The organism is bacterium, from assembly GCA_026129405.1.
GTDB lineage: Bacteria > Desulfobacterota > Binatia > DP-6 > DP-6 > JAHCID01.
The window spans coordinates 479,838-502,501 of record JAHCID010000002.1 but is presented as its reverse complement, the minus strand read 5'-3'; the positions used below and the strand labels follow the sequence as shown (position 1 = coordinate 502,501).

The 22,664-nt window shown below is 73.5% G+C and carries 17 protein-coding genes; 3 read left to right on the top strand and 14 right to left on the bottom strand.

What is annotated here, in order from left to right; genetic code table 11:
- Positions 1 to 219: 219 nt before the first annotated feature.
- Positions 220 to 2,907, bottom strand: coding sequence for a pyruvate dehydrogenase (acetyl-transferring), homodimeric type (gene aceE / locus KIT14_10635; protein ID MCW5890995.1), 2,688 nt, complete (start codon positions 2,905 to 2,907; stop codon positions 220 to 222).
- 389 nt (positions 2,908 to 3,296) lie between these two features.
- Complete coding sequence (locus KIT14_10630) at positions 3,297 to 4,439, bottom strand: amidohydrolase (GenBank protein MCW5890994.1); 1,143 nt, start codon at positions 4,437 to 4,439, stop codon at positions 3,297 to 3,299.
- 99 nt (positions 4,440 to 4,538) lie between these two features.
- Here KIT14_10630 and KIT14_10625 point away from each other — a divergent pair, with 99 nt between their 5' ends.
- Positions 4,539 to 5,300, top strand: a complete 762-nt coding sequence (locus KIT14_10625) for a class I SAM-dependent methyltransferase (protein MCW5890993.1) — start codon at positions 4,539 to 4,541, stop codon at positions 5,298 to 5,300.
- 11 nt (positions 5,301 to 5,311) lie between these two features.
- Here KIT14_10625 and KIT14_10620 read toward each other — a convergent pair whose 3' ends face one another.
- The 5 genes from KIT14_10620 to KIT14_10600 form a co-directional block, all read right to left on the bottom strand.
- Entirely contained in the window at positions 5,312 to 5,644 is a 333-nt protein-coding gene (locus KIT14_10620) for a hypothetical protein (protein MCW5890992.1), read from the bottom strand.
- Between the two features lie 143 nt (positions 5,645 to 5,787).
- Positions 5,788 to 6,720, bottom strand: coding sequence for a hypothetical protein (locus tag KIT14_10615; protein ID MCW5890991.1), 933 nt, complete (start codon positions 6,718 to 6,720; stop codon positions 5,788 to 5,790).
- Between the two features lie 49 nt (positions 6,721 to 6,769).
- Positions 6,770 to 8,395 (bottom strand): acyl--CoA ligase, encoded by a 1,626-nt coding sequence (locus KIT14_10610; GenBank protein ID MCW5890990.1) that lies wholly within the window; start codon positions 8,393 to 8,395, stop codon positions 6,770 to 6,772.
- Positions 8,392 to 10,068, bottom strand: coding sequence for an alpha-keto acid decarboxylase family protein (locus tag KIT14_10605; protein ID MCW5890989.1), 1,677 nt, complete (start codon positions 10,066 to 10,068; stop codon positions 8,392 to 8,394). Before KIT14_10605 ends, KIT14_10610 begins: the two co-directional genes overlap by 4 nt.
- 22 nt (positions 10,069 to 10,090) lie before the next feature.
- Positions 10,091 to 10,987: a serine protease gene (locus KIT14_10600; protein MCW5890988.1), complete on the bottom strand. Its 897-nt coding sequence runs from the start codon at positions 10,985 to 10,987 to the stop codon at positions 10,091 to 10,093.
- Between the two features lie 63 nt (positions 10,988 to 11,050).
- On the opposite strand from KIT14_10600, the gene KIT14_10595 reads away from it, so the two are divergent.
- A complete protein-coding gene (locus tag KIT14_10595; GenBank protein ID MCW5890987.1) occupies positions 11,051 to 11,989 on the top strand; it encodes a hypothetical protein in 939 nt (312 codons plus the stop codon).
- Between the two features lie 151 nt (positions 11,990 to 12,140).
- On the opposite strand, the gene KIT14_10590 is transcribed toward KIT14_10595, so the two are convergent.
- The 4 genes from KIT14_10590 to KIT14_10575 all read right to left on the bottom strand — a co-directional run bounded on the left by KIT14_10590 (position 12,141) and on the right by KIT14_10575 (position 19,127).
- Complete coding sequence (locus KIT14_10590) at positions 12,141 to 13,304, bottom strand: MFS transporter (GenBank protein ID MCW5890986.1); 1,164 nt, start codon at positions 13,302 to 13,304, stop codon at positions 12,141 to 12,143.
- A 44-nt stretch (positions 13,305 to 13,348) separates the two neighbouring features.
- On the bottom strand, positions 13,349 to 14,767 hold the full coding sequence (locus KIT14_10585) for an acetyl-CoA acetyltransferase (GenBank protein ID MCW5890985.1): 1,419 nt from the start codon (positions 14,765 to 14,767) through the stop codon (positions 13,349 to 13,351).
- A 103-nt stretch (positions 14,768 to 14,870) separates the two neighbouring features.
- Positions 14,871 to 15,464, bottom strand: a complete 594-nt coding sequence (locus KIT14_10580; protein ID MCW5890984.1) for a YceI family protein — start codon at positions 15,462 to 15,464, stop codon at positions 14,871 to 14,873.
- Positions 15,465 to 15,665: 201 nt separating this feature from the next.
- Positions 15,666 to 19,127, bottom strand: coding sequence for a penicillin acylase family protein (locus KIT14_10575; protein MCW5890983.1), 3,462 nt, complete (start codon positions 19,125 to 19,127; stop codon positions 15,666 to 15,668).
- Positions 19,128 to 19,246: 119 nt separating this feature from the next.
- On the opposite strand from KIT14_10575, the gene KIT14_10570 reads away from it, so the two are divergent.
- The gene (locus tag KIT14_10570) at positions 19,247 to 20,122 is read left to right on the top strand and encodes an alpha/beta hydrolase (GenBank protein MCW5890982.1); all 876 of its coding nucleotides are present in this window, start codon (positions 19,247 to 19,249) and stop codon (positions 20,120 to 20,122) included.
- Here KIT14_10570 and KIT14_10565 read toward each other — a convergent pair.
- The 3 genes from KIT14_10565 to KIT14_10555 all read right to left on the bottom strand — a co-directional run bounded on the left by KIT14_10565 (position 20,101) and on the right by KIT14_10555 (position 22,650).
- On the bottom strand, positions 20,101 to 20,916 hold the full coding sequence (locus KIT14_10565) for a hotdog fold thioesterase (GenBank protein MCW5890981.1): 816 nt from the start codon (positions 20,914 to 20,916) through the stop codon (positions 20,101 to 20,103). The two genes, KIT14_10570 and KIT14_10565, sit on opposite strands and share 22 nt — an antisense overlap.
- 43 nt (positions 20,917 to 20,959) lie before the next feature.
- Positions 20,960 to 21,445, bottom strand: a complete 486-nt coding sequence (locus KIT14_10560) for a hypothetical protein (protein ID MCW5890980.1) — start codon at positions 21,443 to 21,445, stop codon at positions 20,960 to 20,962.
- 98 nt (positions 21,446 to 21,543) lie between these two features.
- A complete protein-coding gene (locus KIT14_10555) occupies positions 21,544 to 22,650 on the bottom strand; it encodes a zinc-binding dehydrogenase (GenBank protein ID MCW5890979.1) in 1,107 nt (368 codons plus the stop codon).
- Positions 22,651 to 22,664 lie beyond the last annotated feature (14 nt).

Genomic DNA, 22,664 nt, shown 5'->3' with positions numbered 1-22,664 from the left:
GTCGTCGCCGACCTGCACCAGCACCGCGTCGACGGTGCCGGCGTCGCTCGCCGGCAGCTCGAACTGCGCCTTGTCGGTCTCGAGGCTCAGCACGGCCTGGTCCTTGTCGACGTGGTCGCCGGCCTTGACGAAGACCTCGACGACCGTGGCGGAGGCGATGTTCTCGCCCAGCTCGGGCACGCTCAGCTCTTTGCTCATGTCCTTCCAGCTCGCGGCGGCTCAGCGGAGCAGCGGGTTCACGCGCTCCGGGTCGATGTCGAGGTCGGTGAGGGCCTGCTCGACGACGGGCGGCTCGACGACGCCGGTGCGCGCCAGCGCCGCCAGCGCCGCCAGCGCGATGTGGCGCGCGTCGACCTCGAAGAAGTCGCGCAGCGCCTTGCGGCCGTCGCTGCGCCCGAAGCCGTCGGTGCCGAGCGAGGTCATGGGGAACGGCGCGAAGCGCGCGATCGACTCGGGCAGCGCGCGCACGTAGTCGCTGGCCGCGACGACCGGCCCGCGCCGCGAGCCGAGGCACTCGGCGACGTACGGCACCCGCGGCGCGCGGCTCGGGTGCAGCCGGTTCCAGCGGTCGACGTCGAGCGCGTCGCGGTGCAGCGCCTTGTAGCTGGTGACGCTCCACACGTCGGCCGCGATGCCGTAGCGCTCGCCGAGGATCGCGCGCGCCCGCACCGCCTCCTCGAGGATGGCGCCGGTGCCGAGCAGCTGCACGCGGCGCGGCGAGTCGTCGTCGGGCGCGCGGTGCAGGAGGTACATGCCGCGCAGGATGCCCTCCTCGACGCCGGCGGGCATGGCGGGCATCGCGTAGGGCTCGTTCGCGAGCGTCAGGTAGTAGAAGACGTCCTCCATCTTCTCGTACATGCGCCGGATGCCCTCGCGCACGATGACGGCGATCTCGTAGGCGTACGCCGGATCGTAGGCTTCGAGCTGCGGCACCGGATAGGCGAGCAGGTGGCTGTGGCCGTCCTGGTGCTGGAGACCCTCGCCGGCGAGCGTCGTCCGCCCCGCCGTCGCGCCCAGCATGAAGCCCTTGCAGCGCATGTCGGCCGCGGCCCAGACCAGGTCGCCGATGCGCTGGAAGCCGAACATGGAGTAGTAGATGAACATCGGGATGGTCGGGATGCCGTGCGTCGCATAGGCGGTGCCGGCGGCGATGAAGCTCGACATCGAGCCCGCCTCGGTGATGCCCTCCTCGAGGATCTGCCCGTCGCGCACCTCCTTGTAGTAGAGCAGGCTCTTCGCATCGACGGGCTCGTAGAGCTGGCCCACGTGCGAGTAGATGCCGCACTGGCGGAAGAGCGCCTCCATGCCGAAGGTGCGCGCCTCGTCCGGCACGATCGGGACGACGTAGCGGCCGACGTGCTCGTCCCGCAGGAGCTTCGCCAGCAGCCGCACGAAGGCCATGGTGGTCGCGACCTTGCGGTCGTCGCCGGCGCCCGCGAAGAACTCCTCGAACAGGCCCGGCGCGGGCGGCGGCAGCGGCTCGCAGTGCACGCGGCGGGCGGGCGCCGGGCCGCCCAGCGCCGCGCGGCGCTCGCGCAGATACGTCGCCTCCTCGCTGTCCGGCGCGGGCCGATAGAGCGGCGCGGAGGCGAGCGCCTCGTCCGAGATCGGGATGCCGAAGCGGGTGCGGAACTCCCGCAGCTCGTCCTCGTTCATCTTCTTCTGCTGGTGCGTGACGTTCTTGCCCTCGCCGTGCTCGCCGAGGCCGTACCCTTTGATGGTGCGGGCCAGGATGACGACCGGGCCGCGATCGTGCTCCACGGCGGCACGGTAGGCGGCGTACATCTTCACCGGGTCGTGGCCGCCGAGGTTCAGCTTCGCGAGCTCGCCGTCGCTCAGGTGCTCCACCAGCGTCGCGAGGCCGGGATACTTCCCCCAGAAATGCTCGCGGATGTAGGCGCCGTCGGAGACCGAGTACTTCTGCACCTCGCCGTCGACGACCTCGGACCAGCGGCGTGCGATGAGGCCCTCGGGGTCCTTCTCGAGCAGCGGGTCCCAGTCGCTGCCGAGGACCACCTTGATCACGTGCCAGCCGGCGCCGCGGAAGGCGCGCTCCAGCTCCTGGATGATCTGCCCGTTGCCGCGCACCGGACCGTCGAGGCGCTGGAGGTTGCAGTTGACGACGAAGATGAGGTTGCCGAGGTGCGCACGCGACGCGAGCGTGAGCGCGCCCAGCGACTCGGGCTCGTCGGTCTCGCCGTCGCCGAGGAAGGCCCACACATGGCCCTTCCCCTTCGGCTTCAGCCCGCGATCTTCGAGGTAGCGATTGAAGCGGGCCTGATAGATGGCCATGATCGGCCCCAGGCCCATCGACACCGTGGGGAACTCCCAGAAGTCGGGCATGAGCCACGGATGCGGATACGACGACAGCCCCGGCGTCGCGCGCAGCTCCTGGCGGAAGTTGTGGACGCGGGACTCGTCGAGGCGTCCTTCCAGGAAGGCACGGGCGTAGATGCCCGGCGCGGCGTGGCCCTGGAAGTAGATCTGGTCGGCGTCGACGCCGGCGTCCTTGCCGCGGAAGAAGTGGTTGAAGGCGACCTCGTAGAGGGTCGCGGCCGACGCGAAGGTGGAGATGTGGCCGCCGATGCCCTCGGCCTGGCGGTTGGCGCGCACCACCATCGCCATCGCGTTCCAGCGCACCAGGCTCTTGATGCGGCGCTCGAGCGCGACGTCGCCGGGGAAGGCCGGCTGGCGCGACGCCGGGATCGTGTTCACCTGCGGCGTCTCGAGCGTGGCCGCCACCGGCACGCCGGCCCGCCGTGCCCGCTCGACCAGGCGCGCGATCAGCTGCTCGGTGGGCCCCGTGCCGCTGGCGGCGATGAAGCCGTCGAGCGACTCGAGCCACTCCTCGAGCTCGGCCGGTGGAATCTCGCTGGGGACCGCAGGCGTCTCGTGCGCGTCGCTCATGGCTCCCTGCCTTCACCCCTACGGGATGAACGCGCCGGTCGCCAGTACGTGCGCCCATTCGCGCCCGGGCGCCGCGCGGACCCGCACCGGTGCCGAGCCCGTGGCATCCTCCGGGGTCACGGCGTACGCGCGGCTCATGGCCACCGGCGTCGACGACCGCACCCGTCGTTGGGTTGCGGAGCTCGATCGCAGCGTCGCCCAACGCACGGCGCGCGAGCGCGGCGACGCCCGCGGCCGATTCGGTGACGTCCCTGTCGACCTCTTCTTCGTCTCGCCGTGCAGGGTGATCACCTCGACCGCCGCTACGTTCGTACCTGGCTCGTGGCCTGCGTGGGCGAAGACGACGAGCGGGGCGGCGCTGGGACGCGATCAGCGCGGCGCTCTGAGGCTCACCCCGCGACGTCGTACAGCCGGCACCAGTTGTCCCACAGTATCTTCCGCTTCGCGGTCTCCGACAGCGGCAGCGTGAGGAAGGTCTCGACCGCGTGCGGGTACTTCGAGTCGGCGTGCGGGTAGTCGGTCGAGAAGACCAGGTTGTCGTCGCCGAAGACCTCGACGTACTGGCGCACGAGCGCCTCGTCGGCCTCGACCGAGAGCCAGCAGTTGCGGCGGAAGTAGTCCGACGGCTTCATCGTCAGCTCGGGCGCCTCCATCCTGCCGAGCCACTCCCAGTGCTCGTCGAGACGATAGAAGAGCCAGGGCGCCCAGGCGCAGTTCCCCTCCAGCAGCGCGAAGCGGATCCTCGGGAAGCGCTCGCACACGCCGCCGGCGGTGAGGCTCACGGCCGTCGCCATGATGCCGAGCGGCTGGCTGAACGTGTGCCACATCATCAGCTTGTCGAGCACCTCGAGCGAGAAGTCGGGGCGCAGGAAGTTCTGCCCGCCGCCGTGGAAGCCGACCGCCAGCCCGAGCCGTTCGCACTCGCCCCACAGCGGATCGTAGGCGGGATGGTGCCAGGGGCGGCGGTTCACCGCTCCCGGCGAGAGGAACACCGCCTTGAAGCCCATGCCGGCGCAGCGGCGCGCCTCGGCGACGGCGGCGGCGACGTCGTGCGGTGCGACCATGCCGGCGGCGAGAAAGCGATCGGGGTGGTGGCGGCAGAAGTCGGCGAGCCAGTCGTTGTAGGCGCGCGCGATCGCGGCCGCGAGGTCGGGCTCGAGGCCGTCGGGACCCATCATCTCGGGCGTGTCGAGGCCGAGCACGAAGAGGCCGCGCGTCGGGAAGAGCACGGCGACGTCGAGCCCCTCGGCGTCCATCGCCTCCTTCTGCGACGTCGGGTTCCAGCCCTGGCGCTCGGCGTGGTCGTACGGTCCCTCGTGCTCCGACTTCCACGCGCTGTGGTGGGTCTGCGGGCGCACGCGGCCGAGGCGCAGGATGACGTGCGACTTCACCTTGACGCGCATGTCGCGTCGCATCTCCGTGAGCCCGACCGGCGCGGCATGCTTCCACGCCGGATCGATCCACTGCTGCCAGAGATCGGCAGGCTCGAAGAGGTGCATGTCGCTGTCGGCGACGCGGAAGCCGTTCTTCACGAGGGGTTCGCTACAGCAGGGCGCCCGGTCGCGTCCAGACGCGCCACGGCGCACGTCTGCTTGCCCACCCCACGCGCCCGGGGATAGACGCCCGGCGCGATGCGCGTCCGCCGCGGCCCCGGCACGCTCTACCGCCGGCTCCAGTCGCTGCGCTTCCTCCTGCGCCGCGACCGGCGCGCGGTGCTGCGCTTCCTCGCGACGCCGTACCCGGCGCTGCCGCTGCGCGGCCGCCTCGCCCTCGTCGGCCGCTTCGTCCACACGACGAACCAGGTGCGCGCCTACCACGCGCAGGCCGAGATGCTCGCCGTGGCCGACGCCATCCTGCGACGAAGCGGCCCGACGGTGGTCGAGTGCGGCGTCGCCAAGGGCGCGAGCACCGCGAAGCTGAGCCTCGCGACCCGCATCGCCGGCGGCCACCTGCACGTCTTCGACTCCTTCCAGGGCATCCCCGCCAACGACGAGCGACACCACAACACCTGGGGCAAGCCGGTCGTCTTCCGCGCCGGCGCGTTCCGCGGCCGCCTGCCGAGCGTACGGCGCACGGTGGCGCGCTTCGGCGCGCCCGAGGTCTGCACGTTCCACAAGGGCTGGTTCGCCGACACGCTGCCCGGCTTCCACCCGGCCCTCGACGTCGTGCTGCTCGACGTCGACCTCCTCGCCTCGACGCGCACCTGCCTCGTGCACCTCTTCCCGCTGCTGCGTCCCGACGGCGTGCTCTTCTCCCAGGACGGGCACCTCGAGGCGACGGCGGCGCTCCTGCGCGACGACGCCTTCTGGCGCGACGCGGTCGGCGTGCCGCCGCCGCGGATGCGCGGCCTCGGTAGCGACCGGCTGGTCGAGCTGCGCCCGGCGACGGCGTAGCGGGCGATCCGTCAGTCGCCGCGCAGCACGATCGCCTCGGGCAGATCGTCGTGGCGGAGCGCCGCGCCGCGAAAGGCGCGCCCGGCGGCGGCCGCCGCCAGCGCGAAGGCGTCGGCGCGCCGGCCATCGAGACGCGCGGCCCAGACGCGCTCGGACGCGACCGCGAAGGTGAAGGCGCGGCGGGCGACCTCGCGGGAGCGGAAGCGCCAGCGGCTGGCCGCGGCGACGGAGCGCACGCGGGCGCCGGCGGCGGGCAGGCTCACGATGCGGAACTGATCGCCGCGGCGGACGAGCGTCAGCAGCTCGTCGCCGATGCGGCGGGTCTCGAGGGTCTCGACGGGCACGGGCTCTCTCCTGGTCGGGCGACGGCGCGCGGGAAACGCGCGGGCGCAGGCGGCGGAGCAAGCGGCGCGCCGTCCGGGATCCCGCGTCCCACCGGCGTCGCCGCCCGCTCCGGCGCGGCAACGACGTCCCCGGCCGGCAACTTCTACCGCGGCGGCCCGTCGCCCTCGCGACGCTCGAGGGCGGCGCGGTCCCATCCGCCCCGGTTCGCCGCCGCCTCGTACGTGCTCTGGAGGAACGCGAGCAGGACGGCGTCGGGATCGGCGGCCGTGCGCACGGCGTCGTACGGCAGGACGAACTCGCCGAGGTCCTTGCTCCAGAACGCGTCGCCCGGCTGCACCGGCTCGTCGGCGAAGCCGTCGGGCGACGGATAGGCGTACGAGTAGTAGGCGGGGTAGTCGATGGCGCCGCCGCCCGGCCAGAAGCCGGCGCTGCTGACCTCGTGCGAGTACGCCTCCCGCGCGACTACGTCCGGCAGGTGCGGCACGCCGCCCGGATGCGGCGGCGCCGTCCGCCCCGAGAAGCGGGTGACGGCCAGGTCGTTGCTGCCCCAGAAGAAGTGCACCGGGCTGCACTTGCCGAGGTAGCGCGCACGGAAGGCCGTGAAGACCCGCGCCGACTGCGCCAGGACGCGCCAGAAGCGACGCGCGTACTCGGGGTCGTAGGCGGCGTGGACGCGGTCGACGTCGAGCGGGGTCGCATCGGGCAGCTCGTTCGGCACCGGGTGGATGTGCACCGCGATGCCGAGCTCGCCGAGTGCCGCGAAGACCGCGGCGTAGAAGTCGGCCACCGCCATCGGCCGCAGGGCGACGGTGCGCACCGCTCCGTCGCTGGTCGCGACGATCAGCCGGTGATCGAAGAAGTCGAAGTCGATCTGGAACGTGCCGGTCCCGTACGGCATCGGCGAGGTCGTGAGACCGCGCACCGTCGGGTAGAGCGTCACGTGCCAGGAGTGGTTGATCCACGGCGTCTGCACCAGGCGGATCTTGCCGACGACCTGGAGCCAGCGGTGCAGCGTCGCGCAGGTGTCCTGCCACGCGGCGAGGGGCAGCGCGGGCCAGGGATCGAGGTGGGCCATACGACGACCTGTGCCTCATCCCGCGGGTCGCGGGAAGCCACCCGCCGCGTCAGCCCGGCGTCGCTCCGCCCTTCGTCGCCCGCTCGCGGTCGCGCAGCTCGACGCGGCGGATCTTGCCGCTCACCGTCTTCGGCAGCTCGGCGACGAACTCGACCTCACGCGGGTACTTGTAGGGCGCCGTCACCTGCTTCACGTGGTCCTGGAGCGCCTTGGCGAGCTCGGCGTCGCCGCGCTCGCCGGGGCGCAGGACGACGAACGCCTTCACGATCTCGCCGCGCACCGGGTCGGGGCTCGCGACCACCGCGGACTCGAGCACCGCCTTGTGCTCGAGCAGCGCGCTCTCCACCTCGAACGGGCCGATGCGGTAGCCGGCGGAGATGATGACGTCGTCGGCGCGGCCGACGAACCAGAGGTAGCCGTCCTCGTCGCGCCGCCCGCGGTCGCCGGTCACGTACCACTCGCCGCGGCGGCAGGCGGCGGTCTCCGCCGGGTTCTTCCAGTACTCGCGGAAGAGCGACGGCGGCCGGCCGCGCAGGGCGAGGTCGCCGACCTCGCCCGTCGCCACCTCCTGGCCGTCGGCGTCGACGACGCGGAGATCGTGGCCCGGGAACGGCATGCCCATCGAGCCGGGGCGGATCGGCAGGGTGGGGAGGTTGGCGGCGAGGACCGTGCTCTCGGTCTGGCCGTAGCCGTCGTGCACGAAGAGGCCGGACGCCTCGTGCCAGGCGTGGATGACCTCGGGGTTGAGCGGCTCGCCGGCGCCGGTGCAGTGCCGCAGGCGCGGCAGGCGCCAGTGCGACAGCTCCTGCTTCACCAGCATGCGGTACTCGGTGGGCGGCGCACAGAAGCTCGTCACCTCGTAGCGCTGGAGCAGGTCGAGCTGGCGCGCGGGATCGAAGCGGCCGTCGTAGAGCAGCATGGGCACGCCGTTCATCCACGGCCCGAAGAGCACGCCCCACGCCGCTTTCGCCCAGCCGGTGTCGGCCGTCGTCCAGTGCAGATCGGTGCGGCGCAGGTCGTACCAGTAGTCGCCGGTCCAGCGGTGCGCGAAGGCGTAGCCGTGCGCGTGCAGCACCGCTTTCGGATCTTTCGTCGTGCCCGAGGTGTAGAAGCACAGCGCCGGCTCGTCGCTGCGCGTACGCGCGGCGACGCCCGACGCCGCCCCCTGCGCGAGGACGCCGTCCCAGTCGTGCCAGCCCGCCGGCGCGCCGCCGACGGCGATGCGCACCGGCAGCTCGAGCCCGGTCGCCAGCGCCTCCTCGACCGCGGGCACGCAGCCCGTGGTGGTGACGATCGCGCGCGCGCCGCTGTGACGGATGCGGTAGGCGAGGTCCTTCGCGCGCAGCGTGCTGGTGCACGGGATGACGATGCATCCGAGCTTCAGCCCGGCCACCATCGCGAGGTGCCACTGCGGGATGCGCGGCAGCATGACGAGGATCGGCTCGCCGCGCGCGACGCCGAGCCCGGCGAGCGCGTTCATCGCGCGCGTGCTCTGCCGGGCGACGTCCCAGAACGTCCATCGCTCCTGCCGTCCCTGCTCGTTCTCGCAGTAGAGCGCGACGCGGCTGCGGTCCGTCGCCCAAGCGTCGACGAGGGCGCCGAAGTTGAACTCCTCGGGGACATCCCAGCGGAAGCCGGCGACGAGATCCTTGTAGAGGCGGCCGGGGGCGATCATCGCGCCACGGCCTCCCGGCGCCCGTGGCGGGCCGACGCCTCGATGTACTTGCGCGCGATGGGCGAGTGGTCGTCGGGCGGCACGATCGCCTCGATGACGACGAACGTCTGCAGCTGCTCGGCCTCGGCCAGCGCCGTACGCAGCGCCTTCGGCGTGTCGACGCGAAACCCCTGCCCGCCCCAGAGGCGCGCCAGCTGCGCGTAGGGCCAGCTCGGCACGTCGAGCAGCTCGGTCTGGTCGACGACCGGGCGGAAGATCTGCCAGCCGCCGTTGTTCACGACCACGACGACCGGGTTCAGCCCGTAGCGCGGTGCCTGCGCGATCTCGGGGCCCGTCATCTGGAAGGCGCCGTCGCCCGACAGCACGAGCGGCCGCCCCGCGCCGCCGAGCTGCGCGCCGAGCGCGCCGGGGACGCCGAAGCCCATCGAGGCGTAGAAGCCCTGCGCGAGGTAGCCGCCGTCGCGCGGCGCCCGTACGTCGAGCCCGCCGAACAGCATGTCGCCCGACTCGGCGACCACGAACCAGCCCTTGCGGTCGGCGAGGAAGCGGTTGACCTCGTGCAGCAGGTCGGTGACGCGCAGGGCCTTCGTCGCGTCCTTCGCCGGCGGCGGCAGGTTGTCGCAGTAGCGCACCCGCTCGCGGTGGCGGCGCAGCTTCGCGCGCAGCAGGCCGCGGACGAAGTCGCGGATCTGCACGTCGTCGTAGGTGTGATGGCTCACGTGCACGCGCCCCGAGACCGCCCAGATCGAGCGGTCGCGCGTCACCTGCGGCGGGCGCGAGCCCAGCTCCATGTCGGTGCGCATGGCGCCCAGGTTCAGCACCAGGTCGGCGCGGTCGACGCGGCGGAGCATCGGCTTCGGCGAGATGCCGCCGATGTGGACGCCCATGAACTGCGGATGGTCCTCGGGGAACGCGCCCTTCGAGAGCACCGTCGTGGCGACGGGCGCGCCGAGCTTCTCGGCCAGCCTGCGCACCTCGCGATCGAGCCCGTAGCGGTAGGCCTCGATGCCGACGGTGACGAACGGCCGCCGCGCGGCGTTCCAACGTGCCGTCGTGTCGCGCACCGCCTCGTCGCGGTTGTGCTCGTCGGAGCGCGCGTAGCGGAGCGCGCCGTCCCACTCGACCAGCTCGAGCGGCACGCTGATGCGGCGCTCGACCATGTCGCGATGGACCTCGACGTAGCCGGGCCGCCGCTCGCACCAGATGCGCTGCACGACCTCGTGCAGCGTCTCGGCGGCCGTGCGCGGATCGTCGAGCACCGCCGACGCGCAGGTGAGCTCGCGGTACATGCGCAGCTGCGACTCGATCTCCTTCGCCTGGTGATGGATCAGCGTGCCGAGCTTGCGCTCCTCGTCGCCGGGCCCGCCCGAGAGCACGAGCAGCGGCACGCGCTCGGCGAACGAGCCGGCCACCGGATTCACCATGTTGTGGCCGCCGGCGCCGTAGGTGACGCAGACGACGCCGAGCCGGCCGGTGGCGCGCGCGTACGCGTCGGCCGCGAAGCCGACGCCGGGCTCGTGCGAGAGCGTCACCACGCGCAGCCCGCGGCGGCGTCCGAAGCGCAGGAAGAGCCGCAGGACGAGGTCGCCGGGGATGCCGAAGAGATGCGTGACGCCGAGCTTCTGCAGGTAGGCGACCAGAAAGTCGCCGAGCGCCATCGTCCCCCGCAGCACCCGCCCCGCCCCCGCCGCCCGTCTATGCGAAGAACGCGACCACGTCGCCCGACGCGATCGTCACCTGGCGCGCCTCGTTGTTGCGGAAGACGCGCAACGTGACCGGCTCGCCCGGCTGGCGCCGCCACACCTGGCGATAGAGCGAGGCGCGATCGCCGATGTCGCGCCCGTCGACCGCGAGCACGACGTCGCCCGCGCGCAGCCCCGCGCGCTCGCCGGGCGCCCCGGGCATCAGCCCCGCGATGACGACGTGGTGGTTCATGGCGTAGCAGAACACGCCGAGCCAGGCGCGCTGGCCCATGCCGCGCGCCGCGCCGTCGAGAAACGCCTGCTGCGCGTCGAGGAAGTACTCGGACGGGATCGCCATCGAGAAGCGACCGATCTCGTTCAGGTTGAGCGAGACGACGCCGAGCACGCGCCCGTGCTGGTCGAGCAGCGGGCCGCCGCCGAGCCCCGGGTTCATGCTCGTCGTCATCATCGCGCGATCGAGCACGTACTCCCAGTTGGCGTCGAACGGGCCGATGTAGCTGACGCCGCCGGTGCCGACACGCGCCTGCTCCTCGCCCACGCTCGCGAGCTGGAAGACCTCGTCGCCGCAGCGCACGTCGCCGGTGCGGCGCATGGAGAGGTGCGCGAGGCCGCTGTCGGGGATGCGCACGAGCCCCAGCCCGGAGGCGAAGTCGTGCTTCACGACCTGGCCGACGTACTCGCGCCCGTCGAGCAGCGTGACGCGCACCTCGTCCGCACCCAGCAGGATGTAGTTGACGGTGAGGATGAGGCCGTTCGGATCGATGACGGTGCCCGAGCCCATGCGCTCGGTGCCGAGCAGACGGGCGGACGGATGCTCGGCGGGGATGTCCGCTCGAACGTGTGCCAGGCACGGCAGCACACGACCGAGCAGTCCGACGGCGGCGTTCACTTCGGGGCACGCTAGTCGGTGCCCCTGCGGGACGCAAGGCCGTCCATGCTAGAGAGCGCGTCGATGCGGACTCGACGCTCGGCCACGGCGCTGCTCGCGCTCGTCGGGCTCGCCGGCGCGCTCGTCGTCGCCGAGCTCGGGCTGCGTGCGCTCGGTCTCGGCGACCCCGTGCTGTACGACAACCGCATCGCGTGGGGCTTCCGGCCGCTCCCCGACCAGACGCATCGCCGCCTGTACGGCGCGACGGTGCGCATCAACGACGTCGGCACGCGCGGCCCCGACGTCGTCGTGCCGCGCCCGGCGGGCGTCACGCGCCTCCTCTTCCTCGGCGACTCGGTGACCTACGGCGGCAGCTACGTCGACGAGGCGGAGCTCTTCTCGCAGGTCGCGGGCGACGTGCTGGCGCGCGCGGGCGTGCCGCGCGTCGAAGCCCTCAACGCCGGCGTCAACGCCTGGGGCCCGCGCAACATGATCGGGCTCACGATGACCACCGGCGGCTTCGACAGCTCGGTCTGGATCGTCACCGCCCTCGACGACGACTTCCGCCGCGAGCGCACGCGCATCGGCGAGGTGCCGTACTTCAACCTCGCGCCGCGCTTCGCGCTCGAAGAGCTGCTGGTCCTGGGCGCGTACCGCGTGCTCGGGTGGTATCGCGTCGGCCGCCCGCCGTCGGACCTCGAAACGCTCGCCGAGGAGAATCTCGCCGCGTACGAAGGCCTCGTCGACGCCGCCCGCGGCCGCGACGCGCGCATCCTGCTCGTCTGGCACCCGACCGAGGGCGCGCTGCACGGCGCGCCCGAGCGGCACCACGCGGCGTTCGCGGCGATGGCGGCGCGGCGCGAGGCGGCGTTCCTCGACCTGACGGCGGCGTATCGTGCGGCCGGCGGCGACGTCTACGTCGACGGGATGCACCTCGGCGTCGCCGGGCATCGCGCCGCGGGCGAGGCGATCGGGGCGGCGTTGGTGGACCTGGTGGGCGAGCGCCGCAAGCGTGACAGATAGCCGGCTATGCGACATGCGCGGGCGCTCGAACGCACGCGCCAGCGCCGGCTGCACACCCGCCTCGCACGAGATATCCGTCGCGCGCGGATCGGGGGACCTTGCGCCGCGGCGCTCGAGGGCTGGTTCGGATCGCGATGAGGAGCGGGCGCCGTCAGCCGGGGGGCACACGGCCGAGCGTCTCGTGCAGCACGAAGAGCAGCACCGACGCCGCGCACAGCACCGGTCCCAGCACCTCGAACCCCGCGTGCGCCGCCATCGTGCCCACCAGCGCCGGCAGCGCGCTCTGCCCCACCGTCGCGCCGCAGACCTGGAAGCCGATCGCGTTCGGCGCGTGCGCCGCGCCGACGCGAGCCGGCGTCGCGGCCATCAGCGACGGAAAGACCGGCGCGCAGCCGATGCCGAGGAGCATGAGCCCGACCGGACCGAGCGCGCCCGGCGCCAGCCACAGGAGCGCCGCGCCGGCGACCATGGTCGCGATCGCGCCGCGCAGGAAGGTCCGCAGGAGCATGCGCTCGGCGACCGGGCCGAGGAGCACGCGGCCGACGGTGAAGCTGGCCCAGTAGGCCGCCACCCAGGCTGCGGCCGTGCTCTCGGCGACCCCGCGGCTGGTCGTGAAGAGGCTGTAGGCCCAGACGCCCGCGGCGGCCTCGATGCCGGTGTAGGTCGTGAAGGTGGCGACGCCGGCGAGAACGCGCGGCGCGCGCAACGTGCCGCGCACCGACGCGGCCACCGGCGCGCCGGTGCGGGCCGGGGCAGGCGGTGGCCACCGCGTACGCGTCGCCGCAAAGGCGACGCCGAGCGCGAGCTGCGCCGTCCCGACGAGCGCGTAGCCCGCCGTCCACGGCTGCCCCGCGGCGAAGAGGACGCCCAGCAGCAGCGGCCCCAGCGTGACGCCGACGCCGTAGCAGGCGTGCAGCCAGTTGAGCGTGCGCACGCCGTGCCGGGTGGCGGCGTAGGTGTTGATGCCGGCGTCGATGGCGCCGGCCCCGAGCCCGCCGAGCGGCGACCAGGCCAGCATCACCGCCCAACACGGCGCGGTCGCGTAGCCGAGGAGGCTCGCGCCGGTGAGGACGCAGCTCCACACCAGCACCGACCCTACGCCGAAGCGCGCCAGCAGCCGGCCGCTGGCGAAGCTCGCGACCAGGTAGCCGACCATGAAGGTGGCGAGGAGGACGCCGATCTCGCCGGGCGCGATGCCGAAGTCGCCCACGATCGACGGCACCGCGACGCCGAGCAGGCCGTCCGGCAGCCCGATCGCGGCGAAGCCGAGGAACGCGAGAACCAGCAGGACCGCGGCGGCGCGCTGCTCCCCCATCTCGCCGCCGGATGCTGCCCGACGGCGACCGTCCGCGCACGCCCTCAGCCGGGCGTGAAGCGGTTCTGCCCGTCCGCCGTCGACACGCGGCCGCGCACGCCGACGCCCTCACGCGTCTCGAGCGCGGCGAGCAGCTCGCGGTCGTCGGGCGTGTTGGCGAGGAAGCGCCGGCCGTCGTCGAGGCGACCGATGACGATGCCGCGCATCGGCGCGCCCTCGCGGTCGTGGACGACGGTGTAGGTCTCGATCGTCGCCGGGCCCGCGGGCGGCTCCTCGACGACCGCGGGCGACGGCTCGGCGTCGAGCCTCGCCTGCGCGGCCTTCGGGTCCTCGCGCACCCACGGCCCGGGCTTCGGGCCGCCGCCGTAGACGCCGACGGCGTGCTTGGTGACGTACCAGCCGAGCGCGGTCACGAGCCCCAGCGCGTCGGCCTTGCCGCGCAGGCGCGGCAGCATCTCGGCGATGCCGTGCATCGAGTAGTCGTTGCCCGGGCCGCCGAAGTACGGCAGGCCGCCGGTCGCCGTCAGCGGGCGCGGGTCGTCCGGCGCGATGCCGAGCGCGTCGCGGCCCAGCTGCACCGCCGACGGGAAGCAGGAGTAGAGGTCGAAGTGCGCGATGCGCTCGATGCCGACGCCGGCCGCGGCGAGCGCCTGCCGTCCCGCCTCGCGGATCGCCGGCGAGTGCGAGTACGCGACGCGCTCGGAGACGAGCCACTTGTCGTTGGCCTCGCCGCCGCCCCACACGTAGACCCAGCGATCCTCGGGGATGCCGAGCCGCCGCGCCTCGCCGGCCGACGTCATGAGGACGGCCGCGGCTTGGTCGACGTCGATGATCGCGTTCATGCGCTTCGTGTACGGGAAGCCGACGAGGCGGTTCTGCGGCGTGACGGTGGTGAGGTCCTCGGGCGCCGGCCGGTCGCGGAACCACGCGTAGGGGTTGTCGGCGGCGACGGCGGCGAGCCCGGCGCACAGGCGGCCGAGCTGGGCGCGATGCGCTTCGATCGACCAGCCGCGCGCGGCGCGGATGGCGTTCTCGAACAGCGGGTAGACCTGCACGGGGAGCTGGAAGCCGTGCGCGATCTCGTGTGCGCTGGTGCCCTCGCGGCGGTCCCCGACGACGGTGCAGGTGCCGTCGACGCCGTGCGACCACGCGAGCGACACCCCGGTCTTCTGCGCCCGCATCACCGTGCGCACGGCCTCGGCGCCGGCGAGCAGCGCCAGGCGCGTCTCGCCGCGCGCGATGCGGTCGGCGGTGTCGTTCACGAGCGACTGCGGCGAGTTGCCGCCGACGGTCGTGTAGCAGAGGTCGGCCGGCGTCGCACCGAGCCGCGCCGCGAGCGCGCCCGGCGGGTTGCGGTACGGCCAGCAGAAGACGTTGACGACCGCGATCGCGTCGAGCCGCGCGAGGAGCGACGCGCTCGCGCCCGCGTCCTCGGCGGCCCGGCGCGCCGCGACCTCCATCATCGCCAGCGGCTCGAGCGCCTCGGCGGGATGGACGTCGCGCTGGGTGAGCTGCCCGGCGCCGATCAGGATGGGGGCGCGGTCGTCGGCGCCGGACACGGTCACCCTACTTCGCCTTGGTGGCTTCGACGTCGACGCTGATCGTGACCTCGTTGCCGACCAGGAGCCCGCCCGCGTCCATGGTCTTCGAGAAGTCGATGCCGTAGGCCTGGCGATCGAGCTTGCCGGTGACGTGCCCGCCGCCGCGCAGGTTGCCCATCGGGTCCTGGATCGGTGCCGCGAACTCGGAGACGGTGAGCACCAGCTCCTTGGTGGTGCCGTGCATCGTGAGGTCGCCGGTCACGAGGAAGGTTCCGTCGGGCCCGGGCGCGATCTGCTTCGACTTGAAGGTGATGGTCGGGAACTTCGCCACGTCGAAGAAATCGGCGCCGCGCAGGTGATCGTCGCGCTTCTCGTTCTCCGTGTCGATGCTCGACGCGTCGATGGTGACGTCGATCACCGCCTCCGTGGGCTTCGCCGGGTCGCCGGTGATCGTGCCCGTGAACTTCGTGAACTTCCCGCGCACGGTGCTGACCATCATGTGCCGCACGCCGAACCCGATGGTGCTGTGCGCCGGATCGATGTTCCAGGTGGCGGACTGCGCCAGCGCCGAGGTGGCGAGCGCGAGGACGGCGAGAGCGGAGAGAGCGAGACGATGCATGCAGAGCCTCCTTTCGGGAGCGTGATACCTGTCGGTGGGCGGCGTGCGAGTCAACCAGGGCGGGGATGATCGTGGGCGGTGTCGTGGGTCCACGCGGGCGGCACCGCGCTCGCGTCCGTCGGCGCCGCGGATGGGGTCGCGCTGCGCGATCGATCCCGGCGCGCGCCCCCGGCCGAGCGCGCCCCCCGTCGCCCTGCCCACTCACGGCCGCACGCTGCGCAGGCACAGTCCCGCCACCTTCGTCGCGACGCCCGGCCAGGCCCCGAAGCGGTCCGCGGAGCTCGCCGCGCGCGCCGTGAACCTCGGCTGTCCTGCCGCGTCCTTCGCCTTGTAGCAGGTGAGGAAGGTCGCGCCGTCGCCGGCTTCCCCGCCGTCGAGGCCGGCGGGGGCGCAGACCGCCTGGGGCTTCTGCACGACCGAGGTCTTCGTTTCGTACGCGTCCGCGACGGCGGCCGTGCGGCGTACGAAGCGGGGCTGCGGAGCGCCGGCCTTGTAGCAGGCGAAGGCGTCGAGGAGCAGGGCAGACGGGACGGCGTCGCGCGCCGCGGGAACGCACAGCGTGCGGGCCTTCACGAGGTCGAGCGCGCGGGTGCCGAACGGGTCGGCGAGCGTCACGGCGCGGCGCGCGAAGCGGAGCTCTCCGGAGAGCGGCTTCACGCGGTAGCAGGCGAGGTGCGCGCTCGGGTCGCGGATCGGGTCGCCGTTCACGGCCACCGGGAGGCAGAGCGACTCGAGGCGCTGGGCGAACGTCCGGGTGGTGCCGAAGGCGTCGTCCACCTGGACGATCGCGCCGGGGAAGCGGACGTTCGAGCGGGCCTTGTAGCAGCGGTAGTGGTCGACGACGCGCTTCGCCGGCAGCTGCACCACCTGCTGGAACGTCGGCCGGTTGATCCAGTGGATCGCGGGGACGCTGGTGATGCCGGCGGCGGTGTGGCGGACCTCGTCGTCCGCGACCTGGCGCTGCCAGGCGGCGACGGCCGACGAGCCGAACTCGAGGGTGAGATCGCCCGCGGCGTCGGACAGCGACTGCCACAGGAGGGTCCGGCACGCGGCGAGCGCGCCGCCGCCGCAGTACGCGCGCGAGAACGGCGACGGGCCGGGGCGGCCGAGGACGCGGCGCAGATCCTTGTGGACGTGGCCGTACAGGCCGTCCTGGAACGCCGAGCCGATGTGGTTCGCGCGGTTCGGGTCGTCGAGCGTGAGGCCGAGCGCGCCGATGGCGCTGCCCGAGGGCAGGTCGAAGACGGCGTGCGCCAGGCGCGGCCACCAGGCGTCCATGATCGCGGGCGACTGCGGATCGTCGTAGGCGCCGTTCGCGTCGCGGTCGCGGCGGTGCGTGTCCCACGCCGCCAGGCGGTCGCGCATGCTCTGCGCGCGGGCGTCGACGCCGCCGGGCGCCGTCGCCCCCATCACCTCGAGCAGCAGCGGCAGCACCTCCTGCGCGCGCAGATCGACGGTGCCCGCATCCTCCATCGCGTCGACGGCGGCGGCGCGCGTCACCGGGCCCGCGGCGATCGCGGCCTCGACGCGGCGGTCGAACATCTGGCTGCGGTAGACCGGACCGTAGAAGTAGTTCGCGTCGTTCGCCCGGAAGCCGGGCGCCTGCTTGTTGTTCCACGAGGTGAGGAAGCCCTCCGGCGGATCGAGATCCCACGGCTGCTCGGCGAGACCGATCATGCCCTGCCAGTCCCACGCGCCCGTGCCCCACGCAGGCAGCGCCGGATCGACGCCGGCGGCGCGTCGCGGGCAGCGGCACGAATGCTGATAGCCGATGTGGCGCGCGTCGACGTAGAACCAGTTGAACGTGTAGTCGACGCCGGCGCCCATCGCCTGGCGGAAGGCGTCGAAGCCGCCGGCCATGAAGGCGGGATCGTTGACGCGGCGGAAGCCGATCGCCGAGCCGAGCTCGTTGCCGTAGGTCGTGCGCAGCGTCGCGACCGCGATCGGCGTGCCGTCGGTCAGACGGCCGCGGGCGACGATCGGGCCGTAGTGCGCCGTGCGCTCGACGCGCCACGAGAGCACGAGGTCGGGACCGACGACCGGCGGGCAGCCGTCGTTCACCGCCCCGTCGCCGTCGTCGTCGATCGCGTTGAGACACTGCTGCAGCAGCTCCGGCAGTAGGCCCACCTGCGGGCAGCCGTCGTTCACGAAGCCGTCGCCGTCGTCGTCGACGGCATTGGCGCACATCGCGCCGGTCTCCGAGACGGTCGGGATGCCGCCCGCGCTCGGCTTCGCGATCTGCACGTGGTTCCAGCGCTCGATCGGCTGGCAGACGCCGTGGCGCAGGTAGCCGAGCGAGTCGGGCGTCGCGGCGCCGCCGCCGGGCTCGCAGAGCCGCAGGACGAACTGGTCGATGTTGTCGGCGCCGGCGCTGGTCGCCGACCAGGCGTAGTCGCGGCCGCGGCCGAGCTGCACCCACAGATCGGTGCCGGCGAAGGCGGCGCCGCGCGCGTCGATGCCGGGGCCGTGCACGTCCTTCTCGATGAGGAGCTGCGGCATGTAGTACGACGTCTGCGGACCGAACACCGCGATCGGCGCGCCGGTGTCGGTGTGCTCGCGGCCGAACAGCATGGCGTTGCTCATCGCCCGCGGCAGGCCCAGCGCGCGGCCGAGGCCGGCGATCACGTCGAGCAGCGCGCCGAGCGGCGGGCCGCCGGGATCGACCGGCCGGAGCGTGGCGCAGTCGACGTCGGGATGCGCGGCGGGGTTCGGCGTGCCGGTGACGGGATACGGCGCGGGACGGCGCGTGGTCGTCGGCGCCTCGGGATCGTCGGCGAAGCGCAGGTCGTCGAAGACGGCGCGCGCGGCCGACGCGCTGCCGAGCGTCGCCGTCATGCGCTGCAGCGCGCAGTGGTTGCGCAGCTCGCCGCCGCCCCCCTTGCCGAAGATGCCGCCGACCAGCGACGCGATCGCGACCGCGTCTTCGAGCTTCCACGGCTGCGGCAGCTGCTGGAGCGCCGGGTACTCCGCGGGCAGCTTGGTCGCGTCGAGCAGCGCCTCCTGGACGTACTGGTTCACGCCGTCGCGGTAGGCGAAGAGGTCGTCGTAGGCGCCCTGCCCTTCGGCGCCGCTGGTGCGGATGGCCTCGATCTGGGCGGTGAGATCGGCCTCCTGGTAGGGCGCGAGCGCCAGCTGGTCGCGGTCCATGTGCTGGTTCGACGGCGAGCCGCCGAGGAACTCGGACAGGCGGGCGCGGCCGGTGTGGCGCAGCACGTCCATGAGGAAGAGCCGGTCCTCGGCCGCGGTGTAGCCCTGCGCGAACATCGTCGCCCAGCGCGTCGTGCCGTAGATGTGCGGGACGCCGAAGCCGGCGTCGCGCACCACGGTCACCCCGGCGGTGGGGGAGTAGACCCGCCCGACGTCGGCGTCGCGGACCCCGAACGAGGCGTCCTTGAAGTAGTCGAGCAGCTGCGACTCGGCGAGGCCGGGAACGGCGTAGACGAGGTCGCCGTACATGCCGAGCTGGTCGATCACGTGCGGCGGATAGCTGCCGGCGGCGGCCGCGAGGGCCTCGGTCGCGTTCAGCGAGCCATCCTGTCCGGGGGGCAGAATGTTGAGGAATCCGGTGGCGTCGCCGAAATCCTGGTAGCGCCCCACCGGGCCCTGGGCGGCGGCGGGCAGGGACAGGCAGAGCACGGCGAGGAGCACAGGCAGCGTCCGCATGTCCGGCTTGTCGCGTTCCTGCGCCGCGCGCGCATCCGTTGGACGGGGGATTTCGCCGGCGGCGACGGGGGAGAGGCGCGCGTTGACTCCCCCGGTGGGTCGCCGGCACGATGGCGCGAGTGCCTGGCGTCGTCTCGACCCTGCTCGGCGTGCTGCTCGTCGCGGCGAGCGCCGGCGCCGTCACCGTCGAGCGCGACCGGCCGTTCGACCCGAGCGGCCGCCTGCGCGCCGACGTCTTCGTGCCCGACGGACCCGGCCCGCATCCCGCCGTGGTGATGGTCCACGGCGGCTGCTTCACCGGCGGCAGCCGCCGCGACCGCTTCGGACCGAGCGCCGAGCAGCTCGCGCGCGCGGGCTTCGTCGCCGCGACGATCGACTATCGCCTCGCGCCGGCGGCCGAGTTCCCGGCACCGGTGCAGGACGTGAAGTGCGCGCTGCGCTGGCTCAAGTCGCAGCGCGACCTGCGCGTCGACGGACGCCGCGTCGGGCTCTACGGCTTCTCGGCCGGCGGCTATCTCGCGGCGTTCGTCGGGGCGACCGCGGGTCAGGGGTCGTACGACGCGCCCGCCTGCGGCCCCACGGCCGACGACGCGGTCGCCGCGGTGGTGGTCGCCGCCGGGCCGAGCGACTGGGTGCGCCGCTGCCGCGACGACGACATGCACGCGTGCGAGGAGGCGTTCCTCGGCGAGGCGTGCACGCCCGACGCGCCCGCACGCCTGTTCCGCGAGGCGTCGGTGACCACGCACGCCGCGTGGGTGCGCGCACCGTTCCTGCTGCTGCACGGCGAGGACGACGTCCAGGTGCCGCTCGCGCAGGCCGAGATGCTGCGCGACGCCCTGATCCGTGCCGGCAAGCGGGTGACGTTCCACGTCGTCCCCGACGGCACCCATACGCTGCGGGTGCCGCACGACGCGGCCGCCGACGAGGCGGGCCCGCGCATCCTCGAGTTCCTGCGCCGGACGCTGGACGCGCCTCAGGGCACGACGATCCGATAGGTCACGGTGCCGGTCGCGACCAGGCGACCGCTGCGCTCGCCGTGTACGGCGACCGTGCTCTGGAAGAGCTCGTCGGTACGCCGCACGACCGTGGCCACGGCGGCGACGTCCTCGTCACGCGCCGCCGCGTGCCAGGCGACGTGCAACGCCGGCGTCGACGCCTTGTTGCGCGGCTCGAGCGGCACGAGCGTCCACGAGGCGAGCGCGCCGGTGGTGTCGACGAGCGCGGCGACGGCGCCCGGGTGGAGCGCGCCCGTGGCATCGGCGTTGGCCGCCTGCCACGGCAGCACGGCGTGGGCGCCGCCGTCGGCGACGTCGCGCGCGGCGATGCCGAGCCGGCCCATGAACGGCGCCGCGGTGAACACGCGCACGAACGACGGCAGGCGGGCGTCGCCCGCGGCGCGCGCGGTCGCCGTCGCGAGACGCCGGCGGTCGGCCGGCCCCTCCGCCCCGCCGCGCCAGACGACGAGCCCGGTCGCGATCGCCTTGCCCGCCGCGGTGGCGACGTCGACCGCCACGTAGGCCAGCTCCTTTCCGCGGCGCAGCACACGCGCGTCGGCGACGACGTCCTCGGCGATCGCCGCCGCGAGGTAGTGGACCGTGGCGTCGACCACGACGCCGCCGGGCCCGGTCGCCGCGGCCGCTCCGATGGCGATCAGCGACGCCGCGACGCCGCCGTGGAGCGCGCCGCCGGGATTCGCGTTGGCATCGGCGAACGGCACGCGCAGCCGCGCCGCGCCGTCGCTCGCCGACTCCACCAGGACGCCGAGGGCCGCAGCGTACGCATCCGTCATCCGCCGCTCTTCGCCCACGGACAGGGGGGCGGGCAAGCCCCGGTCAGCGTTCGTCGGGCGAGAGCGCCGCGAGGAGCGATCCGAGGAGCTGGTCGATGCGGTCGCGCATGCGCGCGGCCTGCGCCAGCTCGTCGTCCGAGAGGCCGGCGAGCGCCGTGCGCGCGGCGTCGAGGTGCGCGCGCAGCTCGACCAGGACCGCACGCACGGCCTCGCCCGTCTCGCGGCAGTGCTCGGCGAGCCGCCGCATCTCGACGGACACGGTCTCGAAGACGCGGGCGCGGGTGTCGTTGCGCGCGGCGGCGATGCGGGCGTTCAGGGCGAGCACGCGCGTCTGCTCGGCGACGCCGTCGATGCCGTGCAGGATACGCTCGATGTGCGCCATGCCCTCGCGCACGCGGTGCAGCTGGTCGATCGCCTGGGACGAGGAGCCGCTCGCGGTCACGAGCGTGTCGACGAGACCCGCCACCGCATCCTGCACCCCGGCCGCGATACCCATCGGGCGGATCTCGTCGTCGAGCGTCGCGAACATCTGGTGCTCATGTCGGCACGCGCACGCGAAACCTGAATCGCACGCACGGGGACGCATACGCGGCACGCGTGGGCACGCGCACCTGAATGCGGCACGCGTCAGCCGAGCGCCGGCATGAGGCAGGAATGGATGCTGTGCTCACCCGGGATCTCCCCGGCGAGGAGCCGGATCGCGTGCTCGGCGTCGGCCAGCCCGAAGTCGTGCGTGTGCAGGCGCTCCAGCGGCACCCGGCCGGATTCGATCAGACGGATCGCCGCCCGGTACGCCGGGCTCGTCACGGCGAAGGCGCCGAGCAGCGTCAGCTCCTTCACCACGATCAGGTCGCTGACGAAGTCCGGCACCGGCCGGAACCCCTTCACCGCGGCGAGCACGATGCGGGCACCGCCGGCCGCGTACCACAGCGACTCGGCGAGGGGCGCCGTCGCCGCCGCCGCCACCTCCACGATGACGTCGGCCCCGCGCCCGCCGGTCAGCTCGCGGATGCGGGCGCGCACGTCCTCCTCTTCGACGTCGATGGTGTGGTCGGCGCCGAGGTCGCGGGCGAGCGCGAGCTTGGCGGCGTCGCGCGAGGTGCCGGTGACGATGATCGTGTCGGCGCCGACCGCGCGCGCCGCGATGACGCTGGTGAGACCGCGCTGGCCCGGCCCGAGCACCAGCACCGTGTCGCCCGGTCCCGTGCGCGGCATCTCGGCGGCCCAGCGGAAGCCGGCGCCGAGCGGGTTGAACAGCACGGCGAGGCTCGCCGGCAGGTCGGCGCGGATGGGATGGACGATCGAGAACGCGTCGAGGTGCATGTACTCGGCGAAGCCGCCCCACAGCCCGGGCGGCCGCGAGAGCGGCACGTAGCCGTGGCCGTGCAACCCGCCCTTGCGCCGGCAGCGCTGGTACGTGCCGGCGCGGCAGGCGCGGCAGTAGCCGCAGGGGATCACCGATTCGACGGCGACGCGCGTGCCGACGTCGACGCCCCAGCGCTCGGCGGCACGGTCGCCGATGGCCTCGATGACGCCGACCGGCTCGTGCCCGGGCACGAGCGGATAGCGCATGGGGATCGTGCCCTGGTACTGCTCGGCGTCGCTGCCGCAGATGCCGCAGGCCTCGACGCGCAGGAGCGCGGTGTCGGCGGTGAGGTCGGGCACGGGGAGCGTGCGCAGCTCGAGCTGGCGGGGCGCCGTCTGCACGACGGCGCGGCAGGTCGCGGGAGGCATACGTCCGGCGCTAG

Coding starts and splice junctions, on each gene's coding strand:
- aceE (MCW5890995.1), bottom strand. CDS start 2,907: ATGAGCGACGCGCACGAGACGCCTGCGGTCCCCAGCGAGATTCCACCG.
- KIT14_10625 (MCW5890993.1), top strand. CDS start 4,539: ATGCGCGTCCGCCGCGGCCCCGGCACGCTCTACCGCCGGCTCCAGTCG.
- KIT14_10615 (MCW5890991.1), bottom strand. CDS start 6,720: ATGGCCCACCTCGATCCCTGGCCCGCGCTGCCCCTCGCCGCGTGGCAG.
- KIT14_10610 (MCW5890990.1), bottom strand. CDS start 8,395: ATGATCGCCCCCGGCCGCCTCTACAAGGATCTCGTCGCCGGCTTCCGC.
- KIT14_10595 (MCW5890987.1), top strand. CDS start 11,051: ATGCGGACTCGACGCTCGGCCACGGCGCTGCTCGCGCTCGTCGGGCTC.
- KIT14_10590 (MCW5890986.1), bottom strand. CDS start 13,304: ATGGGGGAGCAGCGCGCCGCCGCGGTCCTGCTGGTTCTCGCGTTCCTC.
- KIT14_10585 (MCW5890985.1), bottom strand. CDS start 14,767: ATGATGGAGGTCGCGGCGCGCCGGGCCGCCGAGGACGCGGGCGCGAGC.
- KIT14_10580 (MCW5890984.1), bottom strand. CDS start 15,464: ATGCATCGTCTCGCTCTCTCCGCTCTCGCCGTCCTCGCGCTCGCCACC.
- KIT14_10575 (MCW5890983.1), bottom strand. CDS start 19,127: ATGCGGACGCTGCCTGTGCTCCTCGCCGTGCTCTGCCTGTCCCTGCCC.
- KIT14_10565 (MCW5890981.1), bottom strand. CDS start 20,916: ATGACGGATGCGTACGCTGCGGCCCTCGGCGTCCTGGTGGAGTCGGCG.
- KIT14_10560 (MCW5890980.1), bottom strand. CDS start 21,445: ATGTTCGCGACGCTCGACGACGAGATCCGCCCGATGGGTATCGCGGCC.
- KIT14_10555 (MCW5890979.1), bottom strand. CDS start 22,650: ATGCCTCCCGCGACCTGCCGCGCCGTCGTGCAGACGGCGCCCCGCCAG.